This is a genomic window from Halogeometricum sp. S1BR25-6 (genome assembly GCF_031624495.1).
In the GTDB taxonomy this organism is placed as follows: domain Archaea; phylum Halobacteriota; class Halobacteria; order Halobacteriales; family Haloferacaceae; genus Halogeometricum; species Halogeometricum salsisoli.
The window spans coordinates 286,878-308,814 of record NZ_JAMQOP010000004.1 but is presented as its reverse complement, the minus strand read 5'-3'; the positions used below and the strand labels follow the sequence as shown (position 1 = coordinate 308,814).

Sequence of the window (21,937 nt, the reverse complement as noted above, 5' to 3'; positions counted from 1 at the left end):
ACCTACTTATCCCCCGCTGACGCCGCCGCGACGCGCCGGTGCCGGAACGCGACGGGGCGGAGCGACCGGACGCCGGTTACTCCCCCTCGAAGTCGTCCAGCCATCCGCTCACCATCTCCTGGAGGGCGCCGGTCGTGCTCCCGAGGTGGAGGAGTTGGTAGCCGTTCTCGGCTTTCTCGTTCACGTCGTCCATGCCGAAGCCGAGTCCGCCGAGGGGGACGCCGGCGTCGACGGCGGCCGAACGGACCGTCTCGACGGCCTCCTCCACGTCGGGGTGGTCGAGTTCGCCGGGGTGGCCGTACGACACGGAGAGGTCGAGGGGGCCGACGAACACGAAGCCCAACTCCGGGGAGTCCAGAATCTCCTCGATGTTCTCGACGGCGGACTTCGTCTCGATGGTCGTCCCCACGAGCGTCTCGCGGTCCTCGGTGCCGACGTAGTCGTCCGCGAGTCCCCAGCGGCGGGCGCGCGGCGCGGCTAGTCCGCGGTGGCCCGGTTCGCCGTCGTACTCGTACCGCGAGGACCGTACCGCCGCGCGGACCGTCTCCGCGTCCTCGACGCGCGGGATGAACACGTTGCGGGCGCCGAGGTCGAGGGCTTTCCGGACCGAGGTGGGGTCGGAGTCCGACAGGCGGACGAGCAGTTCGGTGTCGGTCCGCTCGGCCGCCCGGAGCAGGTCCTCGACCGCCGGGCCGTGGTCGGGGGAGGGGCCGCCGTGTTCGAAGTCGATCCAGACGAAGTCCGCCCCGAGTTCGCCGTAGAACTCCACCAACGTCGGGCTGTAGGCGTTGTCGAGGACGCCGAGCGCGACGGTCCCGTTCTCGAAGTGTTCTCGCAGTCCGTTGGTCGGTTGTTCGCCGTTCATGCTCCTTCGTTGACGCCTCGCTAGCTTAAGGGTAGTTGCCGGACGCGACGACTGTCTTCGATTCGTGAGCCGTCGCGCGGTTCTCGGTCGCCTGCGGTCGGCCGAACCGGTCAGACAGCCACCAGGTTTTTCACAATCGTATCCGACGGATTTCGTGATGTTTGATGAATTAAATAATCGTTCGTCGTCAGACCTGCGCAGACGCGAGTTCGTCGGCGGCATCGCGTCGCTGGCGGCGGCCTCCGCGTTCTCGGTGAGCGTCTCCGAGTCGGCGGCGGCGCAGGTGGAGGAGGGGGACGACGAACCCGGCCAGACGCTCGCCTCGCCCGACGGGTCCGTCGAGATTTCCGTGGACGTGACGGACGGCGTCCCGAGTTACTCGGTGTCGCGCGAGGGGACGAAGGCCGTCGAGGAGTCGACGCTCGGATTCGAGTTCGAAGACCAGGCGCCGTTCAGGGAGGGCGTCGAGGTGACGGGCACGGAGCGTTCCAGCGTCGACGAGCGGTGGACGCCGGTGTGGGACCAGTACGACGAGATACCGGAGCGATACGAGCAACTCCGAATCGGACTCCGAGAGACCGCAGAACCGAACCGATCGCTGACGCTCGAACTGCGCGCGTTCGACGACGGTGTGGGCTTTCGGTACGTGTTCCCCGCCGAGAGCGGGTTCGGCGACTTCGCCATCGCCGCCGAGCGAACCGAGTTCGCCTTCGCGGACGACCACACGTCCTGGTGGATCGAGAACAACTTCAACAGCTACGAGTACGCCTACGAGGAGACGCCGCTGAGCGACATCGGAGAGCTGAGTTCGTTCGGCGGGGCGCACACGCCGCTGACGATGAAAGCGTCCGAGGACCTCTACCTCAGCGTCCACGAGGCGAACCTCGTCGACTACGCGGCGATGGCCGTCGAACCGACCGCCAACGGCGGCGGAACGACGTTCGAGTCCGTCCTCGCACCACTCCCCGACGGGACGAAGGTGACCGCCTCCGCACCCCACCGGACGCCGTGGCGGACGGTGCAACTCGCCTCCCGGCCGGGCGAACTCGTGGAGTCGAACCTCGTCCTCAACCTGAACGAACCGTTCGACCCCGAGTTGTTCCCGAAAGGCACCGACTGGATCGAACCGGGGAAGTTCGTCGGCATCTGGTGGCTGATGATCACGGGCCGCGCGGACTGGGAGTATCAGGGTCCGGAGACGGGCAACCACGGCGCGCAGACCGGCCGGATGAAGCGCTACATGGACTTCGCAAGCGAGCACGGCATCCGGAGCGTCCTCGTGGAGGGGTGGAACGAAGGGTGGGATAGCTACCCCGGCGAGGGGAGCACGATGGACTTCGACGACTCGTACCCGGACTTCGACTGGCAGGCGGTGACCGACTACGGCCTGAACCTCGACCCGCCGGTGGAGATGACCGCGCACAACGAGACGGCGGGGAACGTCTCCAACTACGAGTCGCAGTTGGAGAACTCGCCGAACCCGTTCGCCGACTACGAGGAGAAGGGTATCCGCTCGATAAAGACGGGCTACGTCGCCGATTCGGGCGTCACCATCGACGGCACGACGTACAACCACCACTGCCAACCGCTGGTGAATCACCACCACCTCGTCTACCGCGAGGCGGCGAAACACCGGCAGATGCTGGAGGTGCACGAACCCATCAAACCGACCGGCGAGCGGCGGACGTATCCGAACGTGATGACCCGCGAGGGGGTGCTCGGACAGGAGTACGACTCGTTCGGCTACGTCAGCCCCGACCACCACGTCACGTTCCCGTTCACGCGGATGCTCGGCGGCCCCGTCGAGTACACGCCCGGCATCTTCGACATGGACTCGGGGTCCGGCGGCATCGAGACGACGCGCGCGAAGCAACTGGCGATGTACCCGACGTACCTCAGCGGTCTGCAGATGGTCGCGGACCTGCCGAGTTCCTACCTCGCGGAGCAGGACGCGACGCTCGGCGTCGCCGAGCAAAGCTCGGCTGCCCGCCGGACGCAGTCCGGCGACGTCGGCGACGTGGCGCAGGCGGAGTTCGGCGACCGAGACGGCCTCTCGCGCGCCGCCCGGTGGGCGAACGCGCAGGGCGGTCGGTACGTCCCCTTCGACCCCAACGCGGCCGACTCGGGAGCGAGCGTCTCGTGGACCGTCGAAGACGTTCCGGCGGCGGGCGAGTACGACGTGCACCTCCGCTACGCCAGCGACGCTGAGGAGAACGCCGTCGCCGCCGACACGCCGCGGACGGCCACCGTCGTCGCCGGCGACTCCTCGACGCGGGTGACGCTTCCGCCCACGGCGTACTGGGACGAGTGGGCGACGACGACGGCGGCGCTCTCGTTCGACGAGGGCGAGAGCGACCTCTCCGTGACGCTCGGCGAGGACGACACCGGCGGGTTCAACCTCGACGCCGTCGCCGTCACCGAGTCCGGGGCGGCGATGCCGACGCCCGAGGCGGACCCGACGCTCGGCCCGACGGTGCCCGAGTTCGAGTTCGTCGAGGACGTACCCGCCGCCGGATGGGACGACACGACGGTGCTCGACTCCGAGATAGGCGAGTACACGCTCACGGCCCGACGGAAGGGCGAGGAGTGGTACGTCGGCGCGATGACCGGGTCCGACGGACGCGCGCTGGACGTGCCGCTGGACTTCCTCGCGCCCGGCGAAAGCGGTGATGCGCCCGGCAAGAGCGGGGACGCACCGGGGAATAGGGGGAACGGAAACTCGAACGGCGCGCCGCGCGGCCCGAAGTACGTCGCGGAGATGTACTCAGACGCCGCGGACGCCGCCTACGACTCGAATCTAGACGACGTCCGCGTCGACGAGTTCCTCGTGGACCCGAGCGCGACGGTGCTCGCGTCGATGGTCGAATCCGGGGGAACCGCGCTCCGACTGCGACCGCCGGAGGACGGCGAGGCCGGCGACCTCCCGCGGTACGAACGACCCGAACAGGACGTGGACGTCACCATTGCCCCGGAGACGTTCGTCGAGTCGACGTTCGTCACCGCCACCGGGTCGAACGCGGGCGACTACGTCGGCGGAACGACGGTCGAGGTGGTCGTCGACGGCGAGGTGGCGTCTACCTCGAACGTCCGCTTCCCGCCGAACTCCTCCGAGCAGTCGTACGCGTTTTCGTTCACCATCGACGACGCGGGGACGTACGACGTGGCCGTCCGAACGCCCGACGGAAACGTGCTCGCGCGGCGGACGGTGACGGTGAAACCGCCCGTCGAGGTGGCGTCCTTCGCGGACCCGCCGGGCGACGACGTCGGCCCCGGCGAGTACGTCTACCCCACGAACGAGGCGTTCGAGGACGGGGCGTTCGACCTGCGGTCGTTCGTCGTTTCGCGGACCTCCGACGCGTACCAGTTCACCTTCGCGGTCGAGAACCTGTACAACGCCTTCGGGAGTTCCCGCGGGTTCTCCCCGCAGATGTTCGTGCTCTGGGTCCGCGACCCGAGCGCCGACGGCGGGCGGACGGACAGCCTCGACGACCTCGGCGCGAACGCGACGTTCGAGGCGCCGTGGCACTACCGAGTGGAGATAAGCGGCTTCACGAAGAGCGTCGTCGACGCCTCCGGGACGCCCCTGACGTCCGACGACGGGAGCGCCGTGACGCCGGCCGAGAGCGTCGACGCCGAGGCGGGGACGGTCACGCTCACGCTCCCGCGAGACGCCTTCGACGGCGTCGACGCGGCCGAGTTGGAAGTCGTGGCGATGGTCCAATCGGAGGACAGAGGGTCGCTCCGACCGGTCGCGGAGACGGCCGAGGGCTACGTCTTCGGCGGTGCGACGGCCGGCGCCGTCGAACAGGCGCCGCTGGTGATGGACCTCGTCACGGACGCCGACGTCGACCAGTCGGCGGCGCTGTCGTACTCCTCGGAGGAGAGAGCGACGCTGCCGTACGTCTCGCTCGATGGAAGCGAGAGCGGCGACGAAAGCGAAACGGAGACCGAAAACGGCGAGAGCGACTGAGTGCGGGCGATGGCGCTACGCGTCGTTGACGAGCAGCACCTTGCCGCGGAGGTCGTCCTCTTCGGCCGTCTCGTGCGCGTCGATGACGTCGCTGAACGCGAAGCGCGCGGAGATGGCGGGCGCTATCGCCCCCTCGTCGACGAGCGAGGCTATTTGCTCCAGTTCGTCGCCGACGCGTTCCTGATGTTCGCCGAGCAGGACGGGGAGAATGACGAGGACGACGCCCAGTTCGAGGGAGTTTTGATGCATCGCCGAGAGGTCCTGCGTCGAACTCGACTCCGTCGAGAGGACGGTGCCGAACGGCCGCACCGCCTCGAAGGCGGTCTGGAGGTGGTCGTCGCCGACGGGGTCGAAGACGGTGTCGAATCCGACGCCGTCCGCGTACTCCTCGACGTACGTCTCGACGTCCGTTTTCGTGTAGTCGACGGTGGCGTCCGCGCCGAGTTTCTCGGCGAACTCGCGTTTGTCCTCGGAGGAGGCCGTCGCGGTCACGGTGGCGCCGAGGTGGTCCGCGAGTTGGACGCCGATGTGGCCGACGCCGCCGCTGGCGCCGTAGACGAGGAGGTTGTCCCCCTCCTCGGTCTCGGTCTTGTCCGTGAGCATCTCGAACGCCGTGAGGGCGACGACGGGGAGGGCGGCGGCCTCTTCCAGCGAAATGGACTCGGGGGCGTCGGCGAACGTCCCGGCGTGGCCGACGGTGTAGTCCGCGAGCGACCCCTGCTGGCCCGCGCCGCCGGGCATCCCGTACACCTCGTCTCCCTCCTCGAACCGGTCGACGTCCTCGCCGACGGCGTCGACGACGCCCGACACGTCGCAGTGCAGGGTCGCCGGGAACTCCGGGGTGAAGTCGGGAATGGCGCCCTGTCGAATCTTGTAGTCGACGGGGTTGACGCTGGAGGCGGCCACGTCGACGCGAATCTCTTGGGGACCGGGTTCGGGCATCTCGACGGTGGTTCGCTGGAACACGTCCGGGTCGCCGTACTCCTCGATAACGTAGGCGGTCATCTCCGCGGGCATTGGGGTTCGTCGTTCGACCCCCAGACACGAATATGCGGCGGCCCCGGAAGCCGTAGGAAAAACGGAGTCGACGCCGGATGCCGGACGCCCGCTACTTCGAGATGCCGTAGGTGTCGCCGGTCCACTCGCGCGCGGGCGTGTCGTAGACTACCTTCTCGCGTTCGATGTCGTCGATGCGCCGTTTGTCCTCCTCGTCGAGCGACCACTCGAACAGGTCGAGGTTCGAGCGGACGTGGTCCGGTGAGGAGGACTTCGGCAGGACGACCACGTCGTTCTCGACGGCCCACTTCAGGATGATCTGCGGGGCCGACTTCTCGTACTCGTCGGCTATCTCTTGGACCGTCTCGTCTTCGAATACTTCCGTCCGCCCGAGGGGGGCGGCCGCCTCGACGACGGTGTCCGTCTCGCGGCAGTGCTCCACCACGTCGTCCTGCCTGTTCCACGGGTGGTACTCTATCTGGTTGACCGCGATGGGCACGTCGGAGACGTACTGCGCACAGCTCAGTTGGTACGCGCTGAAGTTCGAGACGCCGACGTTCTTCACCATCCCCTCCTCGTGGAGCGTCGCCATCGCGTTCAGCGTCTCGCGGAGCGAGATGGCCGGGTTGGGCCAGTGGATCAAGTAGAGGTCGAGGTGGTCGGTGCCCAACCGTTCGAGCGACTGCCGACAGGAGTCGATAACCGAATCGTAGTTGAGGTTCTTCGGCAGCACCTTCGAGGTGAGAAAGACGTCCTCGCGGTCGTAGTCGGCGAGCACGTCGCCTATCTCCGATTCGTTGCGGTAGCCTTCGGCGGTGTCGACGTGGCCGTATCCGGCGTCCAGTCCCGCGCGGACGGAGTCGCGGACGGTGTCGCCGTCGATGTTCCACGTGCCGATGCCGACCATCGGCAGTTCGTCGCCGCTCGGGAGCGTCGTCGTCGGTAGTGTCATCGGGCCGTCGTTCTCGGCCTCCCCCCAAAGCAGTTCGGTTCACAGCGACCCGCGGGGGGTTCGAGGCGGCCGGGAACCCGGTTCCGGGTTCGAGTCCGTCTCGCCGTCTCAGGCGTCGACGTCGTCGCGTTCCCGAAGCGCGACGGTCTCGTCACCCTCGATGGTCGAGTCGTCCGTCGAGTAGACGAGCGCCAGGTTCTTCTCCTCGAACTCCTCGCGGAACGTCTCCCACTCGACCTCCGTCAGGTCCTCGTCGTCGTCGCGGGAGCCGATGCGGAGGAGGCCCTCGTCGCCCTGCCCTTCGGACTTCGCGGCGTGGGCCGGGTAGCCGCCGCGGTCCTCGACGACGCTCTGAGCCGTCCACGGGTCGTCGGTGTACTCGGTGGTCGACTCGCTCTGACTCGTCTCGGCCTCGGTGTCGTCGGATGACATCGTCACCGCCTACTCCGCGCGCCGCCGGAAAAGAAGCTACGGCAGACCCGCCGGACGGCGAGTTCGGCGCCGCCGCTCTCGCCCCGAACAACGGACAATACATTTACACGACGGCGCGAGCGACGCGACCGTATGTCCCTCCGACGCGACGCCGGCGCCATCGCACTGGTCCTCCTCGTCGTCCTCAGCGGCTGCCTCGGTGGCGGCGCGACGTCGGGTGAGAGCGCCGCGAACACCGACGCCGCGACGGGTGCGTCCGCGCCGTCGTCGGCGCGAACGACCGGCGGGCCGGCCGCCGGAACCCCGACGATGGGGGAGATACCGACGCCGACCGACCGGACCGAGGAGGTTCTCGAAGAGATTCGGCGAAAGCAGGCCGACATCGGGAGCTACCGCGCGACGGTGACCGAGCGGACGGTGACGCAACTATCGAACGGGAGCGAACTCGTCCGCGAACGGACGCGGTACGTCTGGGTGAAGTACACCGAGGAGGGCGTCTTCGCGCGCGTCGAGACGCCGTCGCCGGGGGATTCGTCCGACGAGCGGCGGGTGTACGTCCGGAATCGCACGGCGAGCGTCACGTACGACCCGGCGCAGGACGAGTACCTCGTCGACCGGAACGGCGGCGCGGCCGACGCCGACGAACCCGTCAACCTGCACCCGCACCTTCGCTCCGACGGTAACGAGTACACCCTCTACGAAGCCCCGACGTCGGTCATCGAGACGGAGAACGCCGTCTCCTACGAGGGTACCGAGGCGGTCCGCGGGAAAGAAGCGTACGTGATTCACCTCGACGGCAACCCCAACGGCGGCACCCGCGCGTACTACGACGCCCAGACCCTCTGGGTCGATACGGACACCGGGTTGGTGCTGCGGCAGACGGCCCAGAAACCGCGTCTCGACTCGATGCCGAACGTCTCGGTGAGCGACGTCCGCAATCCCGAGGAGAACAGTCCCTTCAACGACTCCGACGACGGCCCGAACGCGGTGTACTTCGGCGACAAAACGATAACGACCACGTACACGAACGTGAGCGTCGGCGTCTCCGACGGCGTGCTCGACGCGGACGTTCCCGCGGGTGCGGACGTCGAGAACGTGACTGACGGGTCGGCGTAACGGGAAGAGTAGACACTCGAAACTACTGTCTGTATATAGATACTTTCTTGCATAGAGTTATGTTGGATAAGCGTACATACATCTACCGTGCACGATCTCACCGGATTTCAGCGCGACCTGCTCATCGTCGTCGCCGGTCTCGACGAACCGCACGGACTCGCCATCAAGGACGAACTCGAAGAGTACTACGAGAAGAAGATCCACCACGGTCGGCTCTATCCGAACCTCGACACGTTGGTGGAGAAGGGATTAGTCGAGAAGGGGACGGTCGACCGGCGGACTAACTCCTACGCGACGACCCGGCGGGGGCGGCGCGAACTCGACGCCCGACAGGAGTGGGAGGGGCGGTACCTGGGCGCGTAGCGCCCGTCCCCCGCGGTCCCTCAGGCACGCCATTGACCCGTCCCGACGGGGCCGCTACGCACCGAGCACCTGTCGAGGGTTCTCGTAGACGACCTGCCGAATGGTGTCGACGTCGAGTCCCATCCGGTAGAGCTCGAATATCGTCCGCTTGAACGAGAACACGTCGCTGCGGAGGATGCCGGCGCTGTCCGTCTCCACGAGGACGCGTTCGGGTCCGTACTCCAGAACCACCTCGGCCACGTCGCGGGGCGTCACGCCGAGCAGCCACGGGTAGCTCACGGTGAAGCTCAGATAGCAGTCGGTGTTCTCCAGCACGTAGGGCGCGATGCCTTGGTCGGCGTGCGACAGCACTACCTTGTCCTCGGCGAGGCCGGCCTCTCCGGCCAGTTCGACGTCGAGTTCCGTCGCCGCCCGCTTGACGTCCTCGGCTTCGAGGACCGGGTCCTGCTGGTAGCTCATGTCGAGTTCGTAGCCCGGGATGGTCCCCCGCTTACGGTACGGGATGTCCACGTTTTCGAGGTCCGGTGGCGTGTGGACGACGGCGGGCAAGTCGTGGTCGGCGGCTATCTCCATCTGTCGGCGCATCACCTCCTTCTGCTCTTCGAGCGGCCACGCCGAGACGTGCTGGGAGGCGGTGATACCGATTTCGCCGACGGCCGCGACTTCGTCCAGCGCGCAGTACTCGGGCATGACGTCGAGCAGTTCCTCGGAGTCTTCGACGCGCGCGCCCGTGTGGACGCCGACGCCGAGTTTCGCGTCGAACACGTGCGAGCGCCGTATCTGCGGGAGGCGGTTGAGCGCGTCGTCCCACAGATACCGCACGTCTTCGGCGGCCACCGGCTTGTAGGGGGTCCAGTAGTATGCCGCCGCCATCATCACCATCCCCTGGCACCCGCTCAGCGCGAACTGCTCGCGCTCGTTCCACGAGAGCGTGTGCGCGTGGTTGTGTACGTCTATCCACGGGACGTTCGTTAATTCCGGTGGGAACGGTTCGGGGGCCTCCCCGGTCCGGAACGCTGCGTCGGTCGGTCGCTTCGTCGGGTAGTTGGTGTCCATCGTCTGTCTGGTATCGGGTATCGAGTGTCGGGACGCGCGTCGGAAATCAGCGGGCGGTCGGAGAGCGCTTCGAGTGCCGGTGAGACTGGGACCGACCCCGTCAGTCGACCGTAATGTCGGGCAGTTGCTCGTCGATGTAGTCGATGTCGACGTCGAGCCAATCCGGGACTTTGAGGTTCTCGCCCAGTTCGTCGACGTCTTCGTCGAGCGTCACGCCCGGCCCGGTGGTCGCGAACTCGAACACCGCTCCGCCGGGTTCGGTGAAGTACATCGACCAGAAGTAATCGCGGTCCTTCCGTGAGGTTGTTATCAGCCCCTCCTCGCGGAACCGATTGCTCCACTCCTTCTGCTCCCACTTCTCGCCGGCGTCGAAGGCGACGTGGAGGAACGTCCCGGTCCCCATGACGCCCTGCGGCGCGTTCGGTCGGATGAGCACGTCGACGAACTCTGCGCCCGTTCCGTCGCCGGGTGCTTGATACCGGACGCGGTCGCCCGCCTGCGGGTAGTTCTGCCGGCCGACGCGCTTCCAGTCCATCGTCTCCAGCGCGCGGAACGTGCCAGCCGGGTCGTTCGAGTGGACCGTCACGCTGTGCAGGCCGCAGATGGCGTGTTCGCCCGGTACGTCGCCGCCGTCCCACGGTTCGATATCGGATTCGCCGGTGACGAGTTCGAACGGGGTGCCGTCGGGGTCGGTGAACTCGATGGCCGTCTCGTCGAAGCGGTCGGTGACGACGTGTTCGACGCCGTGGTCCTCGAAGCGGTCCGTCCAGTAGTCGACCGACCCCTCGGGGATGACCAGCCCGCACCCGCTGAGTCCGCCCTTGCCGATCGAACCCTGTTCCATGTCCTCAATGGGGAAGAACGTGACAATCGACCCCGCCGACCCCACCTCGTCCCCGTAGTAGAGGTGGTATATTTTCTCCGGGATGTCGAAACGGACGGTTCGCTTGACGAATCGCAGTCCGAGAACCTTCCTGAAGAAGTCTAGGTTCTTTTGCGCGTCGCTCGCGAACGCCGTTACGTGATGGATGCCGCCAATTTCTCCCATGATAATCCGTGTTTGACCAAGTGGTAAACTATCAAATCGCTACCGTTACCGGAGATTGTTGACGGTTTTTGTTGTGAGACCGGTCCAACCGCCGTCGACAGCTGTCGGTTCGAGTGCGTGACCGGCCGAGACGACCGCCGACGTCGGAACCCGACCGCGCGTACCCGCGGACGGGTGCGTCGAACGGGAGACCTCGCCCGTCCGACGGACCGGTCGCCCGACTCGCGCGGGACGTCAGCGAACGCGGCGGTTTACCGTTCGGTCAAGTCCAGCGGAGACTGTCTAGAAGAACGCGAGCGATTCAGGGGGAAGCGGGCGACTCCGGTCTATTCGGCCGGTCCGGTCGTCTTCTGCCGCGAGGAGACGACGAACTCCGGTTCGAGCAGCGACGCGAGGACGAACTGGTGGACGCTCCGCCGCGCCTGGTCGGGGGCGTCCTCGTGGCCGAGCGAGATGCGCCGCGCGCGGGCGGCGTGGATGACGTCGGTGATGAACTGCGCCGTCTCCTCGGCGTCGACCGGTCGGAAGGCCCCCTCCTCGATGCCGCGTTCGATGACCTGCGTGATGCTGTCGCGGATGGCGACGTAGTGGTCGTTGAACACCTCGCGGTGGCGTTCGTTGTGTTGCGCCTGCGAGAACAGTTCGTGGTACACCTTCATCCGCTCCCAGTGCCCGAAGTCGCTGTCGAACTCGGGGCCGAACAGGCACTGGTCGATGCGTGCGTTCAGTTCGGTCAGCGGGTCGGCGTTCTCCTCGACGCGCACGCTCCCCTCGTACTGCTCGATAACGTACTCCAAGAACGCCGAGATGAGGTCGTGCTTGCCGTCGTAGTGGTAGTGGATGAGCGTTCTGCTCATCTCGAACTCCTCGCCGATGTCCCGCATCCGGAGGTCGTTGTAGCCGTGCTTGCTGAGCGCCCGGAACGTCGCCTCCATGATTGCCTCCCTCGTCTCCGCAGAAGAACCGGATTCGGCCGACGAGTCCATACGGTCACGTTCGACGGCCGAGGTCTTATACTCGCGGACTCGTCCGCCCGCGCTCAGAACCCGATGTGCGAGGAGGAACTCGGTCCGTCGTCCCTCTGGACGCCGCCCTCGTGCAGGTAGCTGTAGTTGTCGTCGACGAGGTAGACGCTCCCCTCCTCCGCCGCGACGTCGACGTCCGGCAGGGTCGTCCCGGCGGCCTCGCCGTTGTCGCAGGCGCCCGAACAGGCGTCGAACATCGACCCGTGCCGCGGACAGATTATCTGTCCGTCCCGCATGGCGGCGCCGGACCCCCGGTCCAGTCGTTGGTCCTCGTGCGTGCAGTTGTTCACCCACGCCTCGACGCCGGGGTCCTCCTCGCACCGCACGAGGATGACCTCTCGCTCGTTGGTGAAGGCGTCCTCGGCGGTGAACAGATACGACCCGGTCGCCGGCACGTCGTCGACGCTCGCGATCCGCGTTCCGTCGTCCATCGGACCGACGTACTCGACAGACGCGCAAATAGTCGTCGCCGCGCCGAGAGGAACGGTCCGACCCGCCGCCGAACTTCCGCTTGCGAGACCGTTATCAGCGACGGCGACATTCCGTCGAGTATGGACGAGTACGCCGCCGAGAGCGCGGCCGCGGGACCGGTCGCCGGAGAGACGGTCCGGCACGGAACCGGCGTGAACTCGAACCGCGCGTTTCCGACGAACGGCTACCCCTCGAACCTGGACCCGTTCGTCCTGTTCGAGCGGTTCTACATCGACCCGGACACCGGATTCCCGATGCATCCGCACCGCGGGTTCGAAATCGTCTCCTACATGCTCGACGGCGGGATGGCCCACGAGGACTCCCTCGGCGTCTCCCACGTCGCCCGGGCGGGAAGTGCGATGCACGTCGTCGCGGGGTCGGGCATCGAACACGCCGAACTCCCGGCCGACGGCGCGGGGTGCAGCGGTCTCCAACTCTGGGTGAACCTCCCTCGGGAGAAGAAAGGGATGGACGCGTCGTACGCGGACGCCGAGGCGGCGGAACTCCCGACGGTCGACCGGAACGGAGCGACGGTCACGACGGTCGTCGGCGAGGGGTCGCCGCTCTCTCCCGAGACGCCGATGGAGTACCTCGACGTCCGCGTGGACGACGCGTGAACGTGGGACGCCCCCGAGAACCGAGCGGGGTTCGTCTACGGCGTCTCGGGGTCGGGAACGGTCGACGGCGAGGCGTTCGGCGCGGGGGACGTGCTCCCGGTGGCCGAGACGCGACCGGTCGAACTCCGGAACGAGGACGGTCTCCGCGTCGTCGCCGTCTCCGGTCGCCCGCACGGCGACCCGATTCGACAGCGCGGCCCGTTCGTGCTCTGAATCGGACGGCCCTCGCTCACTCGGCCTCGAGGCGTTCGCCGCCGACCCCGTCGCGGCGATGCGCGGCATCGACGACGCGTTCGGGGAGACGCCGGTCGGGAGCCCCCACGAGTTCTCGGGGTTCCCCGAAGCGGTCGAGTGGGAACGCGAGTACCTCCCGGAGGAGGACCGGCCCTCAGCGACCGCCGACGTCCGGCAGAGGACAGGAGTCGGCGGCGGTCACGCCCGTCGCGTCGGCGCCGACGACGGCCTCGCCCGAACAACTGATTCGCGTGTCCTTGAACTGACCGGCGCCGTCCTCGAACACGACGCCGTGCTGTCCGTCGGCGTCTAACCGGAGACAGCAGCCGTCGAATACCGTCCCGTCGCGGCCGCGAACGCGGACCGCCGCGCCCCCGGACCCGCCGTAGCCCGTGACCGACACGTTCGAGAACGTGATACGGGTGTCGTCCCACTGGACGTTCGGCGACCCGGCGCCGACGACCTGCCCCACGTCGTCCGAGGTAACGCGGACGCGCGTGTCCCTGACGACGGCGGCGCCGACGCTGTTCCCGACCACGATGGCGCCGGAGGCGCGTCCCGTCTCCATGTGGACGTCGCAGTCCTCGACGAGCAGGTTCGTTCGGTTGGCCAGCCAGATGCCGCGGGCGTTGACGACGGGGTCGGGTTCGCTGCCCGACCGCGGCATGATGTCGTACCCGCGGGAGTCCCACGTGTCGCCCGAGGGGTTGCGCTCGTTGACGACGGTGACGCCTTTCACCGAGGAGTCGGTCGTCCCGATTCGGACGTTGGCGATGTTGTTGTTCTTGTAGACGCCGCCGAGGACGTGCACCTCGCCGTCGCCGCGTTCGGTCGTCTCCGTCCCCCCGTAGGAGCCGACGTATCCGGGCGAGGACGCGTAGAGGCCGTTGTCCGACCAGTTCCACACCTCGCAGTCGACCACGTCCAGGCGGCCCGCGTGGGAGTCGGCGACGAAGATGCCGTGCGACGGCGAGTCGTAGCCGCTCCCGTCGCGGGCGTAGAACCGTTCGACGGTTCCGACGCCGTCGGGGTCGTCGACGGCGACCGCCAATCCGTCCACCGAGTCGGGAGCGATGCCCCGGACGCGGACGTCCTCGACGTGGAAGTCGCCCTCGCGGGCCATGAGTCGCAGCGACCCGCCGTACCCCTCCCGGGTGAAGTCGAACTCCACCCCCGAGACGACGTAGTCGCCGCCGGTCTTCAACAGCAGCGTCCAGTCTTCCGACTCGGCGGTGGGTTCGGCCGGGACGAACACGGGGTCGGCGCCGTCGGCGGCGACGAGGCCGACGTTGTCGGACCGAATCCAACAGGAGTCGATACGGTACCGTCCCGTCGGGAACTCGACGCGGGTTCCGGGCTCGACCGATGCCAGCGTCTCGTCGACGACGGCTCCCTCGTCGGGATCCAATCCGAGATCCGCGACGGCGTCGACGGTGCGGTCGAACGTGATGTCGTGGCGCGTCATGTCCCCTCCGAGTCTGACGATTTCCGGTTCACGTTCCCGAAAGACCCTCCCCTCTGGTAGTCGTTCGGGCCGTCCGAACGAGGGGTTCTACCGCGTGACTCACACTCGTGATTCCGCGTTCGGCGCAACTTTCAGTTCGTACGAGCCTCGAACGGTCGAAGAAAAGACTCTATTCTGAAATACGAACATAGATTATCAGATAGAATACCAGACACGAAAATGTCGCTCGACAGCTGCCGAGTACAATTCTATAATCGGCTGAGATAGAAACATAGGTGGTCGAGTAAATCTATCAGCCGTCGAAGAAAACTCACAGGAGGTCGTTCTCGATGGATTTCGCGGTGCTGACGACGAGGCCGGTGATGTCCTCCTCCAACGTCTTGCCGGACATCCGGTCGGTCGGGCCGGAGACGCTCACGGCGGCGACGGCGCGCTGCCGGGAGTCGGTGACGGGGGAGGCGACGCTCTGCCACCCCGTCGCGCTCTCCTCGCGGTCGAACGCCACCCGCCGGTCCCGAATCGACCGAAGCTCTCGGCGCAGTCGGTCCCCGTCGGTGATGGTGTTCTCGGTGACGGCGTCGAGGCCGTCGTCGACGACCCGGTCGACCTCTTCGGCGGGACGGTAGGCGAGTATCGTCTTGCCGCCCGCCGTCGCGTGCAGGGGGACGGCGTCGCCCTCGCTCACCGGCGGGGCGAGGGCGTCGTCCCCGCAGGTCTGTGCGACGACGACGCCGCGACCCGACTCATAGACGACGAGTGTCGCCACGCACCCCGACACCTCCGCGAGTCGCTCGACGGCCGGCAGCGCCACCCCGTAAACGGGGAAACGCTCGCGCGCCGCCGCTGCGAACTCCAAGAAGCCCAGTCCGAGGTAGTAGTCGTCTCCCTCGCGGGCGAGCAGTCCGAGGGAGGTGAGCGTCCGCAGGTGCTTGTGGACCGCGCTCTTCGAGAGGTCCAACCGGCGCGCGAGTTCGGAGACGCCGACGCCGTGCGCCTCCATCACCGCCCGCAGCACCCGGACGCTCGTGTGCGTCGCCTTCACCGGGTAGTCGTCGGTCACAGGCTCACCTCTCGCCTACCGTCGCACCTCGTACTCTCGACGACCCCCACGTCGGGCTGTTTCGACAGCCGTTCTCTATGAGTGAACATAGTTCGAATCGCCGTCGGGTACTGTTATAGCTTTCGCTCGGAGTCCCGCTTGTCGGTATATAGCCTCGTGCAACGTCTCTTCCCTCTGTTTTCCCCCCGAAACCGGTGTACGAGAAGAGCTCGGCAGGCATCCTAAAATTACAAGTCTACAGCTGTAACGGAAGCTGGTCTTTCCGTATCCGTACTCGACGTTCGTTAGCCTCGTGTCGATATCCTCCGTGTACGCCGGTCGCATCAGCCGACTGTGGGAGCCCGTTAACTATCGGAGAACGAGTCGCGGAGGGCTTCCGAACTCTCTGGACTCACAAAGGGGGTGCGAATGCACCGAACTATGGTAAAAGTTCGGTATGAATCATCGCTCATCGAACGGCCGGCCGAACGTCGTTCGTTTACCATTAGGAAACGGACGACGGTCCTCGCACTTCCTTTTCGATGCGCTTCGCCGCGGAGATCGTCAGTCCGACCACGTCCTCTTCCAGCCGTTTTCCGGACATCTGCTGGACGTCCCCCGCCACGCTCACCGCTCCGACGGGCGTCCCGTCGTCCCGGAGGACCGGGGACGCCACGGACTGACACCCGCGGACGTACTCCTCGCGGTCGAACGACGCCCGCCTGTCGCGTATCGACTGCAGTTCGCGGTCCAGCGCCGACCGGTCGGTGATGGTCTTGTCGGTGCACGCCGGCAGTCCCGTCCGGTCGAGAATCCCTCCGCGCGTCTCCTTGTCGAGGTTGGCGAGTATCGCCTTCCCGTCCGACGTCGCGTGCAACGGTGCGATTTCCCCTTCGGTTCGCTCCGCGGGGGCCGACTCGGACGGGTCGGCGCGACAGACGTAGACCACCCGGTCGTTCTCCCGGACGGAGAAGTGAGCGGCGTGTCCGGTCGTCTCCGCCAACCGGGCGACGACCGGTTCGGCGACGTCGTACGGGAGGCGCTCCCGCGCCCGCGTCGCGAGCGTCAGAAAGCGGAGGCTCAGGTGGTATCTGTCCCCCTGACGGACGAGGTACCCGAGTCGGGAGAGCGTCTGGACGTGCTTGTAGACGCCGCTCTTGGAAACGCCCACGTCGCGAGCGAGTTCGCTGATACCGGCGTCTCCGTTGGTCCGAACGGCCTCGATGATGGCGAAACAGGTTGCTGTCGATTTGATCTCGGTTCGTGCCACGGCGTCTCGTCACACGGAGTGGGAGAGCAAAAGTCGTTCGTCGACGGAGCCGGGACCCCGCCGCCAGCCGTTCTCCAATAGTTAACGCCGGCCGCCGGTCACCCGACTCAGTACCGTCCTCGGACCGACGCGGCGTCGACGGAGAACGGGCGGAACGCGAACGTGAACGCCGTCGGTTCCGGTTCGACCCGGTAGCGTTCGAGCGTCGCCGGCCCGCAACTGCCGGACCCGAGACCGCAGTGTGCGGCGTCGAGCGTCACGTGGACGGCGTCCCGACGGGGGAGTTCGTTCCGGTGTGCGGCCGCTTCGAGGTCCGCGGTGGTGTAGCGATGCGCGGAGAAGTCGAACGACTCGCCGCCGGCGACTTGGAGGCCGACGCCGCCGTCGTCCGAGAAGGTGACCCAACGGGTGTCGGTCCGGTTACCGTTCTCCTGGGGTGCGACGTACGGGGTGTGGAGGTCGTCGACGGACGCCTCGTACCGGCCGAGAAGCGCGGCCTCCCTGCTGTCGGCGTAAGACTCCCCCGGACCACGGCCGTACCACGTCGTCCGGTCGAACTCGTCGCCGAGCGTCAGGTCCACGCCGAGGCGCGGGAGCGACGGCAGCGCCGAAAGGTCGCCCTCGGGGTCGAGGCGCGTCTCGACGCTGACCGTGCCGTCGCTCTCTATCGCGTACTCCTGTTCGACGCCGAAGCCGTGCTCGAATATCGGCGGCGCGAGTCGACCCTCAACGGAGATGCGCACGCGGTTGTCGCTCGCCTCGTACTCGACGCCGTCGGTCCGAAATCGGAGGCTGTCGAGGCCGTGTTCGCGCCACAGTTGCGCGAAGCCGACGGTCCGGACGTCGTCCGCGTCGAGTGTCTCCCCCGCCTCGTGACGTCGCACCATCGTCGTGAGGAACGTCCGGGAGAGGGGGAGGCCGCGGTCGTTATCGGTCGGCGCGCGCCACATCCCGACGCGCGGGCCGTCTTCGAGGAGTTCGCGGCCGCGGTAAGAAAACGAGTCGACGACGCCGTGCGTGTCGTCGAAGACGAGTTCGAACCGCGCGTTCGAGACGACGATTCCCCGCTCCGTCTCCTCGCACGTTAGCGGCGACGCTGTTTCGGAGACGGGAAGCGACGAGGCGGCGTCCCGTCCGCCCGCCGCGGCGTCACCGTCGAGTTCGAACTCGCCCGTCGAGATGACGTGGCCGCGTTCGGCCCACGGCGTCTCCGCGGCGAGGGAAGCATCCAACGTGAGGACGAGTTCGCCGTCCGCTCCGCTCGGGTCCCCGTCGACGGGGACCCGAACGGACGCGCTCTCGCCCGGTTCGACGGACGGCAGTTCGAGCGACCCGCTGTCGACGACGGCGCCGTCGACTGCGAGGCGCCACCCGACGTCGAGGTGGTCGAGCGACCGGAAGTCGTAGCGGTTCTCGACCGCGAGTTCGCCGCTTTCGGGGTCGTACTCGTCGAAAACGACCGGCTCGACGACCTTCTTGTACTCGGTCAGTCCGGGCGAGGGCTCCCGGTCGGGGAACACCAATCCGTTGATGTTGAAGTTCGCGTCGTTCGGTTCGTCGCCGAAGTCGCCGCCGTAGGCGAACCACTCCTCGCCGTCCTCGTCGACCTGCCGGAGTCCCTGGTCGATCCAGTCCCAGACGAACCCGCCCTGCAGGCGGTCGTGTTCGTAGAAGAGGTCCCAGTAGTCGCGCAGGCTTCCCGGTCCGTTGCCCATCGCGTGAGCGTACTCACAGGGGATGACCGGGTGTTCGGGGTCCTCCTCCGCGGCCCACGCCTCCAGTTCTTCGAGCGTCGGGTACATCGGACCGACGGTGTCGACGACCTCCTGCTCGAAGTCCTCCTCGTAGTGAATCGGTCGCGTGGGGTCGCGTTCGCGGGTGAGTTCGGCCATCGTTCGGTGGTGCTCGCCGAACCCCGATTCGTTGCCCAGCGACCAGATGACGACACTCGGGTGGTTCTTGTCGCGTTCGAGCATCCGCACCATCCGCTCGACGTAGGCGTCCTCCCACTCGGGGTCGTCGCTGATGTGGTAGGGCGACTCGGCGAACCCCATCCCGTGACACTCGATGTCGGTCTCGTCCAAGACGTACAGGCCGTACTCGTCGCAGAGGTCGTAGAACCGGCTGTCGTTGGGGTAGTGGGCCGTGCGGACGGCGTTGAGGTTGTGCCGCTTCATCATCTCGACGTCCTCGCGCATCGTCTCGACCGGCACCGCGCGACCCCGGTCGGGGTGGAAGTCGTGGCGGTTGACGCCGCGAATCGTCACCGCCTCGCCGTTCACCAGGAACCGGCCGTCCGAAACCTCCACCTCGCGGAACCCGACCGTCTGCGTTGCGACGGCGGACTCGCCGTTCGCCTCGACAGCGAGGGCGAGTCGGTAGCAGTTCGGCGTCTCGGCGGTCCACTTCGCGGGGTCGGACACGTCCGCTTCGAGGTCGACGGTGGCCGTCTCGTCCGCGTCGACTTCGACCGAATCGGCGATTTCGAGTACCGACTCGCCGTCCGGGTCGACCAGTTCCGCGCGGACGTCCGCGGTGGCAGACGATGTCCCGGCGTTGCGGACGTCGACGGCGGCGGTGAGGCGAGCGTCTTCGTACCCGTCGTCGAGTTTGGTCCGCACGTCCGCGTCCGCGACGTGAACGGCGGGAAGCGCGTAGGCGTACACCTCCCGGAAGATGCCGCTCAGCCACCACATGTCCTGGTCTTCGAGGTAGCTCCCGTTCGACCACTTGTACACCCGGACGGCGAGGGTGTTCTCGCCGGGGGTCAGTTCGTCGGTCACGTCGAACTCCGCGGGGAGGCGAGCGCCCTCACTGTACCCCACCTCCTCGCCGTTCACCCAGAGGTGGAACGCGGAGTCGACTCCCTCGAAGTGGAGGCGAATCCGCCGGCCGTCCCACGACTCGGGAACCTCGAACGTCCGCCGGTAGGACGCTGTCGGGTTCTCCGTCGGGAGGTTCGGCGGGTCCAGCGGGAACGGGTAGACGACGTTCGTGTAGTGGGGTCGCCCGTACCCCTCCGTCTGCCAGTTCGACGGCACGTCGATACCGTCCCACCCGCTCGCGTCGAACGACGGGTCCTGGAACTCCGCCGGCGCGTCGGCCGGCGTCTCGGACAACTCGAACGACCACCGGCCGTTCAGCGAGGCGAACCACGGAGACCGACCCCGGGAGCCTTCAACCGCGCTCTCGGCGTCGTCGTAGGGGAGCAGGTCGGCGTGCGGGGCGAGTCGATTTCGGTCGGTCACGCCTAGCTCTCGCCAGTCTTCGGACATCGTGTCGGTCACAACAGAACCGGCCGAGAAGATTCTTTCGGTGACCCTCACGAACTATTTCGATAGACGTCGACGGAGCATCCCCGGCGAGAGGGGTCCGACCGGCGAGAGGCGTGCGGAAACGGACCGAGCGAAGTCTCTCGCGAACGAAGCTGGCTCTTGTGAACGTATCACTCGATTTCCGCAACCTTGATATACACCGTCACCCATGTTCTGATGAGTTAAACATGAACGATTCCTCGGACCCCCGCGTACGCCGCCGTCGATTCCTCACGGCGCTCGGCGTCGTCGGGGCAGGCGGTCTGGCGGGATGCATCAGTACCGGTGGCAGCAGCGACGGCGGGAACGGCGGCGGAAGCGACGGCGGTGGAAGCAGTGGCGGCGGAAGCGGGACGGGAACCGGCGGCGGCTCCGGCTCCCAGATGGCGGGGTCGGCCCAGGGGTGGGGCTGGAACATCGCCGCTCGCGCCCTGCAAGGCGCCGCGGAGACGTACAACGAGGAGAAGGGAGCCGACGTCTCCGTCAAGGAGATGGGCGGCGACACGTGGGAGCAGCGGTTCCAGACGGCCGTCACCAGCGGGACCGGCGCGCCCGACTTCTCGGTCGTCCAGAACTACGACGTGACGGCGTTCGGCAGCAAGAACGGACTGATGGACCTCACGTCCCGCATCGACGAGGCTGACGTCCGCGACGACATCGTCGACGGAAAGTGGCAGACGGTCAGCGTCGACGGGAAGGACTACGCGCTGCCGTGGGACATCGGACCGACGGGCGTCTTCTACAAGCGCGACCGGTACGAGACGGCCGGCATCGACCCCGAGTCCCTGGAGACGTGGGACGACTTCATCGAGGCCGGCAAACAGATGCCGGATGACGTGGCGATGATCAACATCCCGGCGCAGGACTCCCCGCAACTGTGGCGGATGCTGTTCCGCCAGCTCGGCGGTCAACCGTTCACCGAGGACGGCGCGGTGAGCATCAACAGCGAGGAGAGCGTTCGCGCCCTCCAACTCATCAAGGACATGAAGGACGCCGGTATCACCCGTCGAATCGAGACGTGGTCGGGCGGCTGGTTCACCGCGTTCTCCGAGGGGACGCTCGCGTCCGTCGCGACGGCGGCGTGGATGGACGGGACGCTTCGCGCGGAACTCCCGGATACGGCGGGTAACTGGGGGGTCTACAAACTGCCCGCGTTCGAGAAGGGCGGCAACCGAGCCTCGAACCGCGGCGGGTCGAACATGGCGATTCCCTCCCAGATATCCGACGAGGCGACCGTCAACCGCGCGTGGGACTACATCGAGTACGCCATGACGACGCCGGAGGTGCAGAACACGATGCTCGAGGAGTTCGGTCTCTTCCCGTCGCTGACGACGGCGTACGACGCGGACATCTACGACCAGGAGCTCGACTTCTACGACGGTCAGCCCGTCTTCCGCCTGTTCGCGGAGGTCGCACAGGACATCACGCCCTACCGGTACACGACCGACACGCCGGAGGTCCAAGATGCGATGAACACCGAGATCGGACGGATGCTCGACGGCGCGAAGTCCCCGGAGAAAGCCGCGCAGGCGGCCGCACAGACCGTCGCAGACCGGACTGACCGCGAAGTGGCGTAACTCGACCCCGGCGGCGGCACGGCACAATCTTTATAAAATAATACGGTATGATACAAGCAACCGAGAGCACGAGTATGTCGAATCAACTCACTCGGCGGACTCGTTCCGCCTTCGAGAGGACTCCTCC

Annotated in this window: 16 protein-coding genes and 1 pseudogene; 5 read left to right on the top strand and 12 right to left on the bottom strand. The window is 67.0% G+C overall.

Annotated elements, in window-relative coordinates; all coding sequences use genetic code 11:
• Positions 1-76: 76 nt before the first annotated feature.
• On the bottom strand, positions 77-865 hold the full coding sequence (locus NDI76_RS18715; protein WP_310925689.1) for an HpcH/HpaI aldolase family protein: 789 nt from the start codon (positions 863-865) through the stop codon (positions 77-79).
• 157 nt (positions 866-1,022) lie between these two features.
• Between NDI76_RS18715 and NDI76_RS18710 the strand changes: the two genes are divergently transcribed.
• A complete protein-coding gene (locus NDI76_RS18710; protein ID WP_310925688.1) occupies positions 1,023-4,835 on the top strand; it encodes a glycoside hydrolase family 97 N-terminal domain-containing protein in 3,813 nt (1,270 codons plus the stop codon).
• 15 nt (positions 4,836-4,850) lie between these two features.
• Here the strand turns inward: NDI76_RS18710 and NDI76_RS18705 are convergent, their stop codons facing one another.
• From NDI76_RS18705 to NDI76_RS18695, 3 genes are all read right to left on the bottom strand, one after another.
• A complete protein-coding gene (locus NDI76_RS18705; protein ID WP_310925687.1) occupies positions 4,851-5,852 on the bottom strand; it encodes a zinc-binding dehydrogenase in 1,002 nt (333 codons plus the stop codon).
• 91 nt (positions 5,853-5,943) lie between these two features.
• Positions 5,944-6,783 (bottom strand): aldo/keto reductase, encoded by an 840-nt coding sequence (locus NDI76_RS18700; protein ID WP_310925686.1) that lies wholly within the window; start codon positions 6,781-6,783, stop codon positions 5,944-5,946.
• A 108-nt stretch (positions 6,784-6,891) separates the two neighbouring features.
• On the bottom strand, positions 6,892-7,215 hold the full coding sequence (locus tag NDI76_RS18695; RefSeq protein WP_310925685.1) for a hypothetical protein: 324 nt from the start codon (positions 7,213-7,215) through the stop codon (positions 6,892-6,894).
• A gap of 132 nt (positions 7,216-7,347) precedes the next feature.
• Here NDI76_RS18695 and NDI76_RS18690 point away from each other — a divergent pair, with 132 nt between their 5' ends.
• Both NDI76_RS18690 and NDI76_RS18685 read left to right on the top strand, forming a co-directional pair.
• Entirely contained in the window at positions 7,348-8,331 is a 984-nt protein-coding gene (locus NDI76_RS18690) for a LolA-like protein (protein ID WP_310925684.1), read from the top strand.
• Positions 8,332-8,418: 87 nt separating this feature from the next.
• Positions 8,419-8,694 carry a helix-turn-helix transcriptional regulator gene (locus NDI76_RS18685; protein WP_310925683.1) on the top strand — a complete coding sequence of 92 codons (276 nt, stop codon included), beginning with the start codon at positions 8,419-8,421 and terminating at the stop codon, positions 8,692-8,694.
• A 54-nt stretch (positions 8,695-8,748) separates the two neighbouring features.
• Here NDI76_RS18685 and NDI76_RS18680 read toward each other — a convergent pair whose 3' ends face one another.
• The 4 genes from NDI76_RS18680 to NDI76_RS18665 form a co-directional block, all read right to left on the bottom strand.
• Positions 8,749-9,750 (bottom strand): TatD family hydrolase, encoded by a 1,002-nt coding sequence (locus NDI76_RS18680; protein WP_310925682.1) that lies wholly within the window; start codon positions 9,748-9,750, stop codon positions 8,749-8,751.
• A 100-nt stretch (positions 9,751-9,850) separates the two neighbouring features.
• Positions 9,851-10,798 carry a VOC family protein gene (locus NDI76_RS18675; protein WP_310925681.1) on the bottom strand — a complete coding sequence of 316 codons (948 nt, stop codon included), beginning with the start codon at positions 10,796-10,798 and terminating at the stop codon, positions 9,851-9,853.
• A gap of 326 nt (positions 10,799-11,124) precedes the next feature.
• The gene (locus tag NDI76_RS18670; protein ID WP_310925680.1) at positions 11,125-11,784 is read right to left on the bottom strand and encodes a TetR/AcrR family transcriptional regulator; all 660 of its coding nucleotides are present in this window, start codon (positions 11,782-11,784) and stop codon (positions 11,125-11,127) included.
• Between the two features lie 53 nt (positions 11,785-11,837).
• Positions 11,838-12,254, bottom strand: a complete 417-nt coding sequence (locus NDI76_RS18665) for a Rieske (2Fe-2S) protein (protein WP_310925679.1) — start codon at positions 12,252-12,254, stop codon at positions 11,838-11,840.
• Between the two features lie 120 nt (positions 12,255-12,374).
• Here NDI76_RS18665 and NDI76_RS18660 point away from each other — a divergent pair.
• Positions 12,375-13,124 (top strand): annotated as a pseudogene (locus NDI76_RS18660) (pirin family protein).
• Between the two features lie 175 nt (positions 13,125-13,299).
• Here the strand turns inward: NDI76_RS18660 and NDI76_RS18655 are convergent.
• The 4 genes from NDI76_RS18655 to lacZ all read right to left on the bottom strand — a co-directional run bounded on the left by NDI76_RS18655 (position 13,300) and on the right by lacZ (position 20,194).
• Positions 13,300-14,610: a hypothetical protein gene (locus NDI76_RS18655; RefSeq protein WP_310925678.1), complete on the bottom strand. Its 1,311-nt coding sequence runs from the start codon at positions 14,608-14,610 to the stop codon at positions 13,300-13,302.
• A 310-nt stretch (positions 14,611-14,920) separates the two neighbouring features.
• Complete coding sequence (locus NDI76_RS18650; RefSeq protein WP_310925677.1) at positions 14,921-15,670, bottom strand: IclR family transcriptional regulator; 750 nt, start codon at positions 15,668-15,670, stop codon at positions 14,921-14,923.
• Between the two features lie 484 nt (positions 15,671-16,154).
• Positions 16,155-16,919: an IclR family transcriptional regulator gene (locus tag NDI76_RS18645; protein WP_310925676.1), complete on the bottom strand. Its 765-nt coding sequence runs from the start codon at positions 16,917-16,919 to the stop codon at positions 16,155-16,157.
• A 107-nt stretch (positions 16,920-17,026) separates the two neighbouring features.
• A complete protein-coding gene (gene lacZ / locus NDI76_RS18640; protein ID WP_310925675.1) occupies positions 17,027-20,194 on the bottom strand; it encodes a beta-galactosidase, LacZ type in 3,168 nt (1,055 codons plus the stop codon).
• A gap of 227 nt (positions 20,195-20,421) precedes the next feature.
• Here lacZ and NDI76_RS18635 point away from each other — a divergent pair, with 227 nt between their 5' ends.
• Positions 20,422-21,810: an ABC transporter substrate-binding protein gene (locus NDI76_RS18635; protein WP_310925674.1), complete on the top strand. Its 1,389-nt coding sequence runs from the start codon at positions 20,422-20,424 to the stop codon at positions 21,808-21,810.
• Positions 21,811-21,937 lie beyond the last annotated feature (127 nt).

Bases quoted from the DNA above. Each gene is read 5' to 3' on its own strand.
- NDI76_RS18715 (WP_310925689.1), bottom strand. From the start codon at position 865: ATGAACGGCGAACAACCGACCAACGGACTGCGAGAACACTTCGAGAAC.
- NDI76_RS18710 (WP_310925688.1), top strand. From the start codon at position 1,023: ATGTTTGATGAATTAAATAATCGTTCGTCGTCAGACCTGCGCAGACGC.
- NDI76_RS18705 (WP_310925687.1), bottom strand. From the start codon at position 5,852: ATGCCCGCGGAGATGACCGCCTACGTTATCGAGGAGTACGGCGACCCG.
- NDI76_RS18700 (WP_310925686.1), bottom strand. From the start codon at position 6,783: ATGACACTACCGACGACGACGCTCCCGAGCGGCGACGAACTGCCGATG.
- NDI76_RS18695 (WP_310925685.1), bottom strand. From the start codon at position 7,215: ATGTCATCCGACGACACCGAGGCCGAGACGAGTCAGAGCGAGTCGACC.
- NDI76_RS18690 (WP_310925684.1), top strand. From the start codon at position 7,348: ATGTCCCTCCGACGCGACGCCGGCGCCATCGCACTGGTCCTCCTCGTC.
- NDI76_RS18680 (WP_310925682.1), bottom strand. From the start codon at position 9,750: ATGGACACCAACTACCCGACGAAGCGACCGACCGACGCAGCGTTCCGG.
- NDI76_RS18675 (WP_310925681.1), bottom strand. From the start codon at position 10,798: ATGGGAGAAATTGGCGGCATCCATCACGTAACGGCGTTCGCGAGCGAC.
- NDI76_RS18670 (WP_310925680.1), bottom strand. From the start codon at position 11,784: ATGGACTCGTCGGCCGAATCCGGTTCTTCTGCGGAGACGAGGGAGGCA.
- NDI76_RS18665 (WP_310925679.1), bottom strand. From the start codon at position 12,254: ATGGACGACGGAACGCGGATCGCGAGCGTCGACGACGTGCCGGCGACC.
- NDI76_RS18655 (WP_310925678.1), bottom strand. From the start codon at position 14,610: ATGACGCGCCACGACATCACGTTCGACCGCACCGTCGACGCCGTCGCG.
- lacZ (WP_310925675.1), bottom strand. From the start codon at position 20,194: ATGTCCGAAGACTGGCGAGAGCTAGGCGTGACCGACCGAAATCGACTC.
- NDI76_RS18635 (WP_310925674.1), top strand. From the start codon at position 20,422: ATGAACGATTCCTCGGACCCCCGCGTACGCCGCCGTCGATTCCTCACG.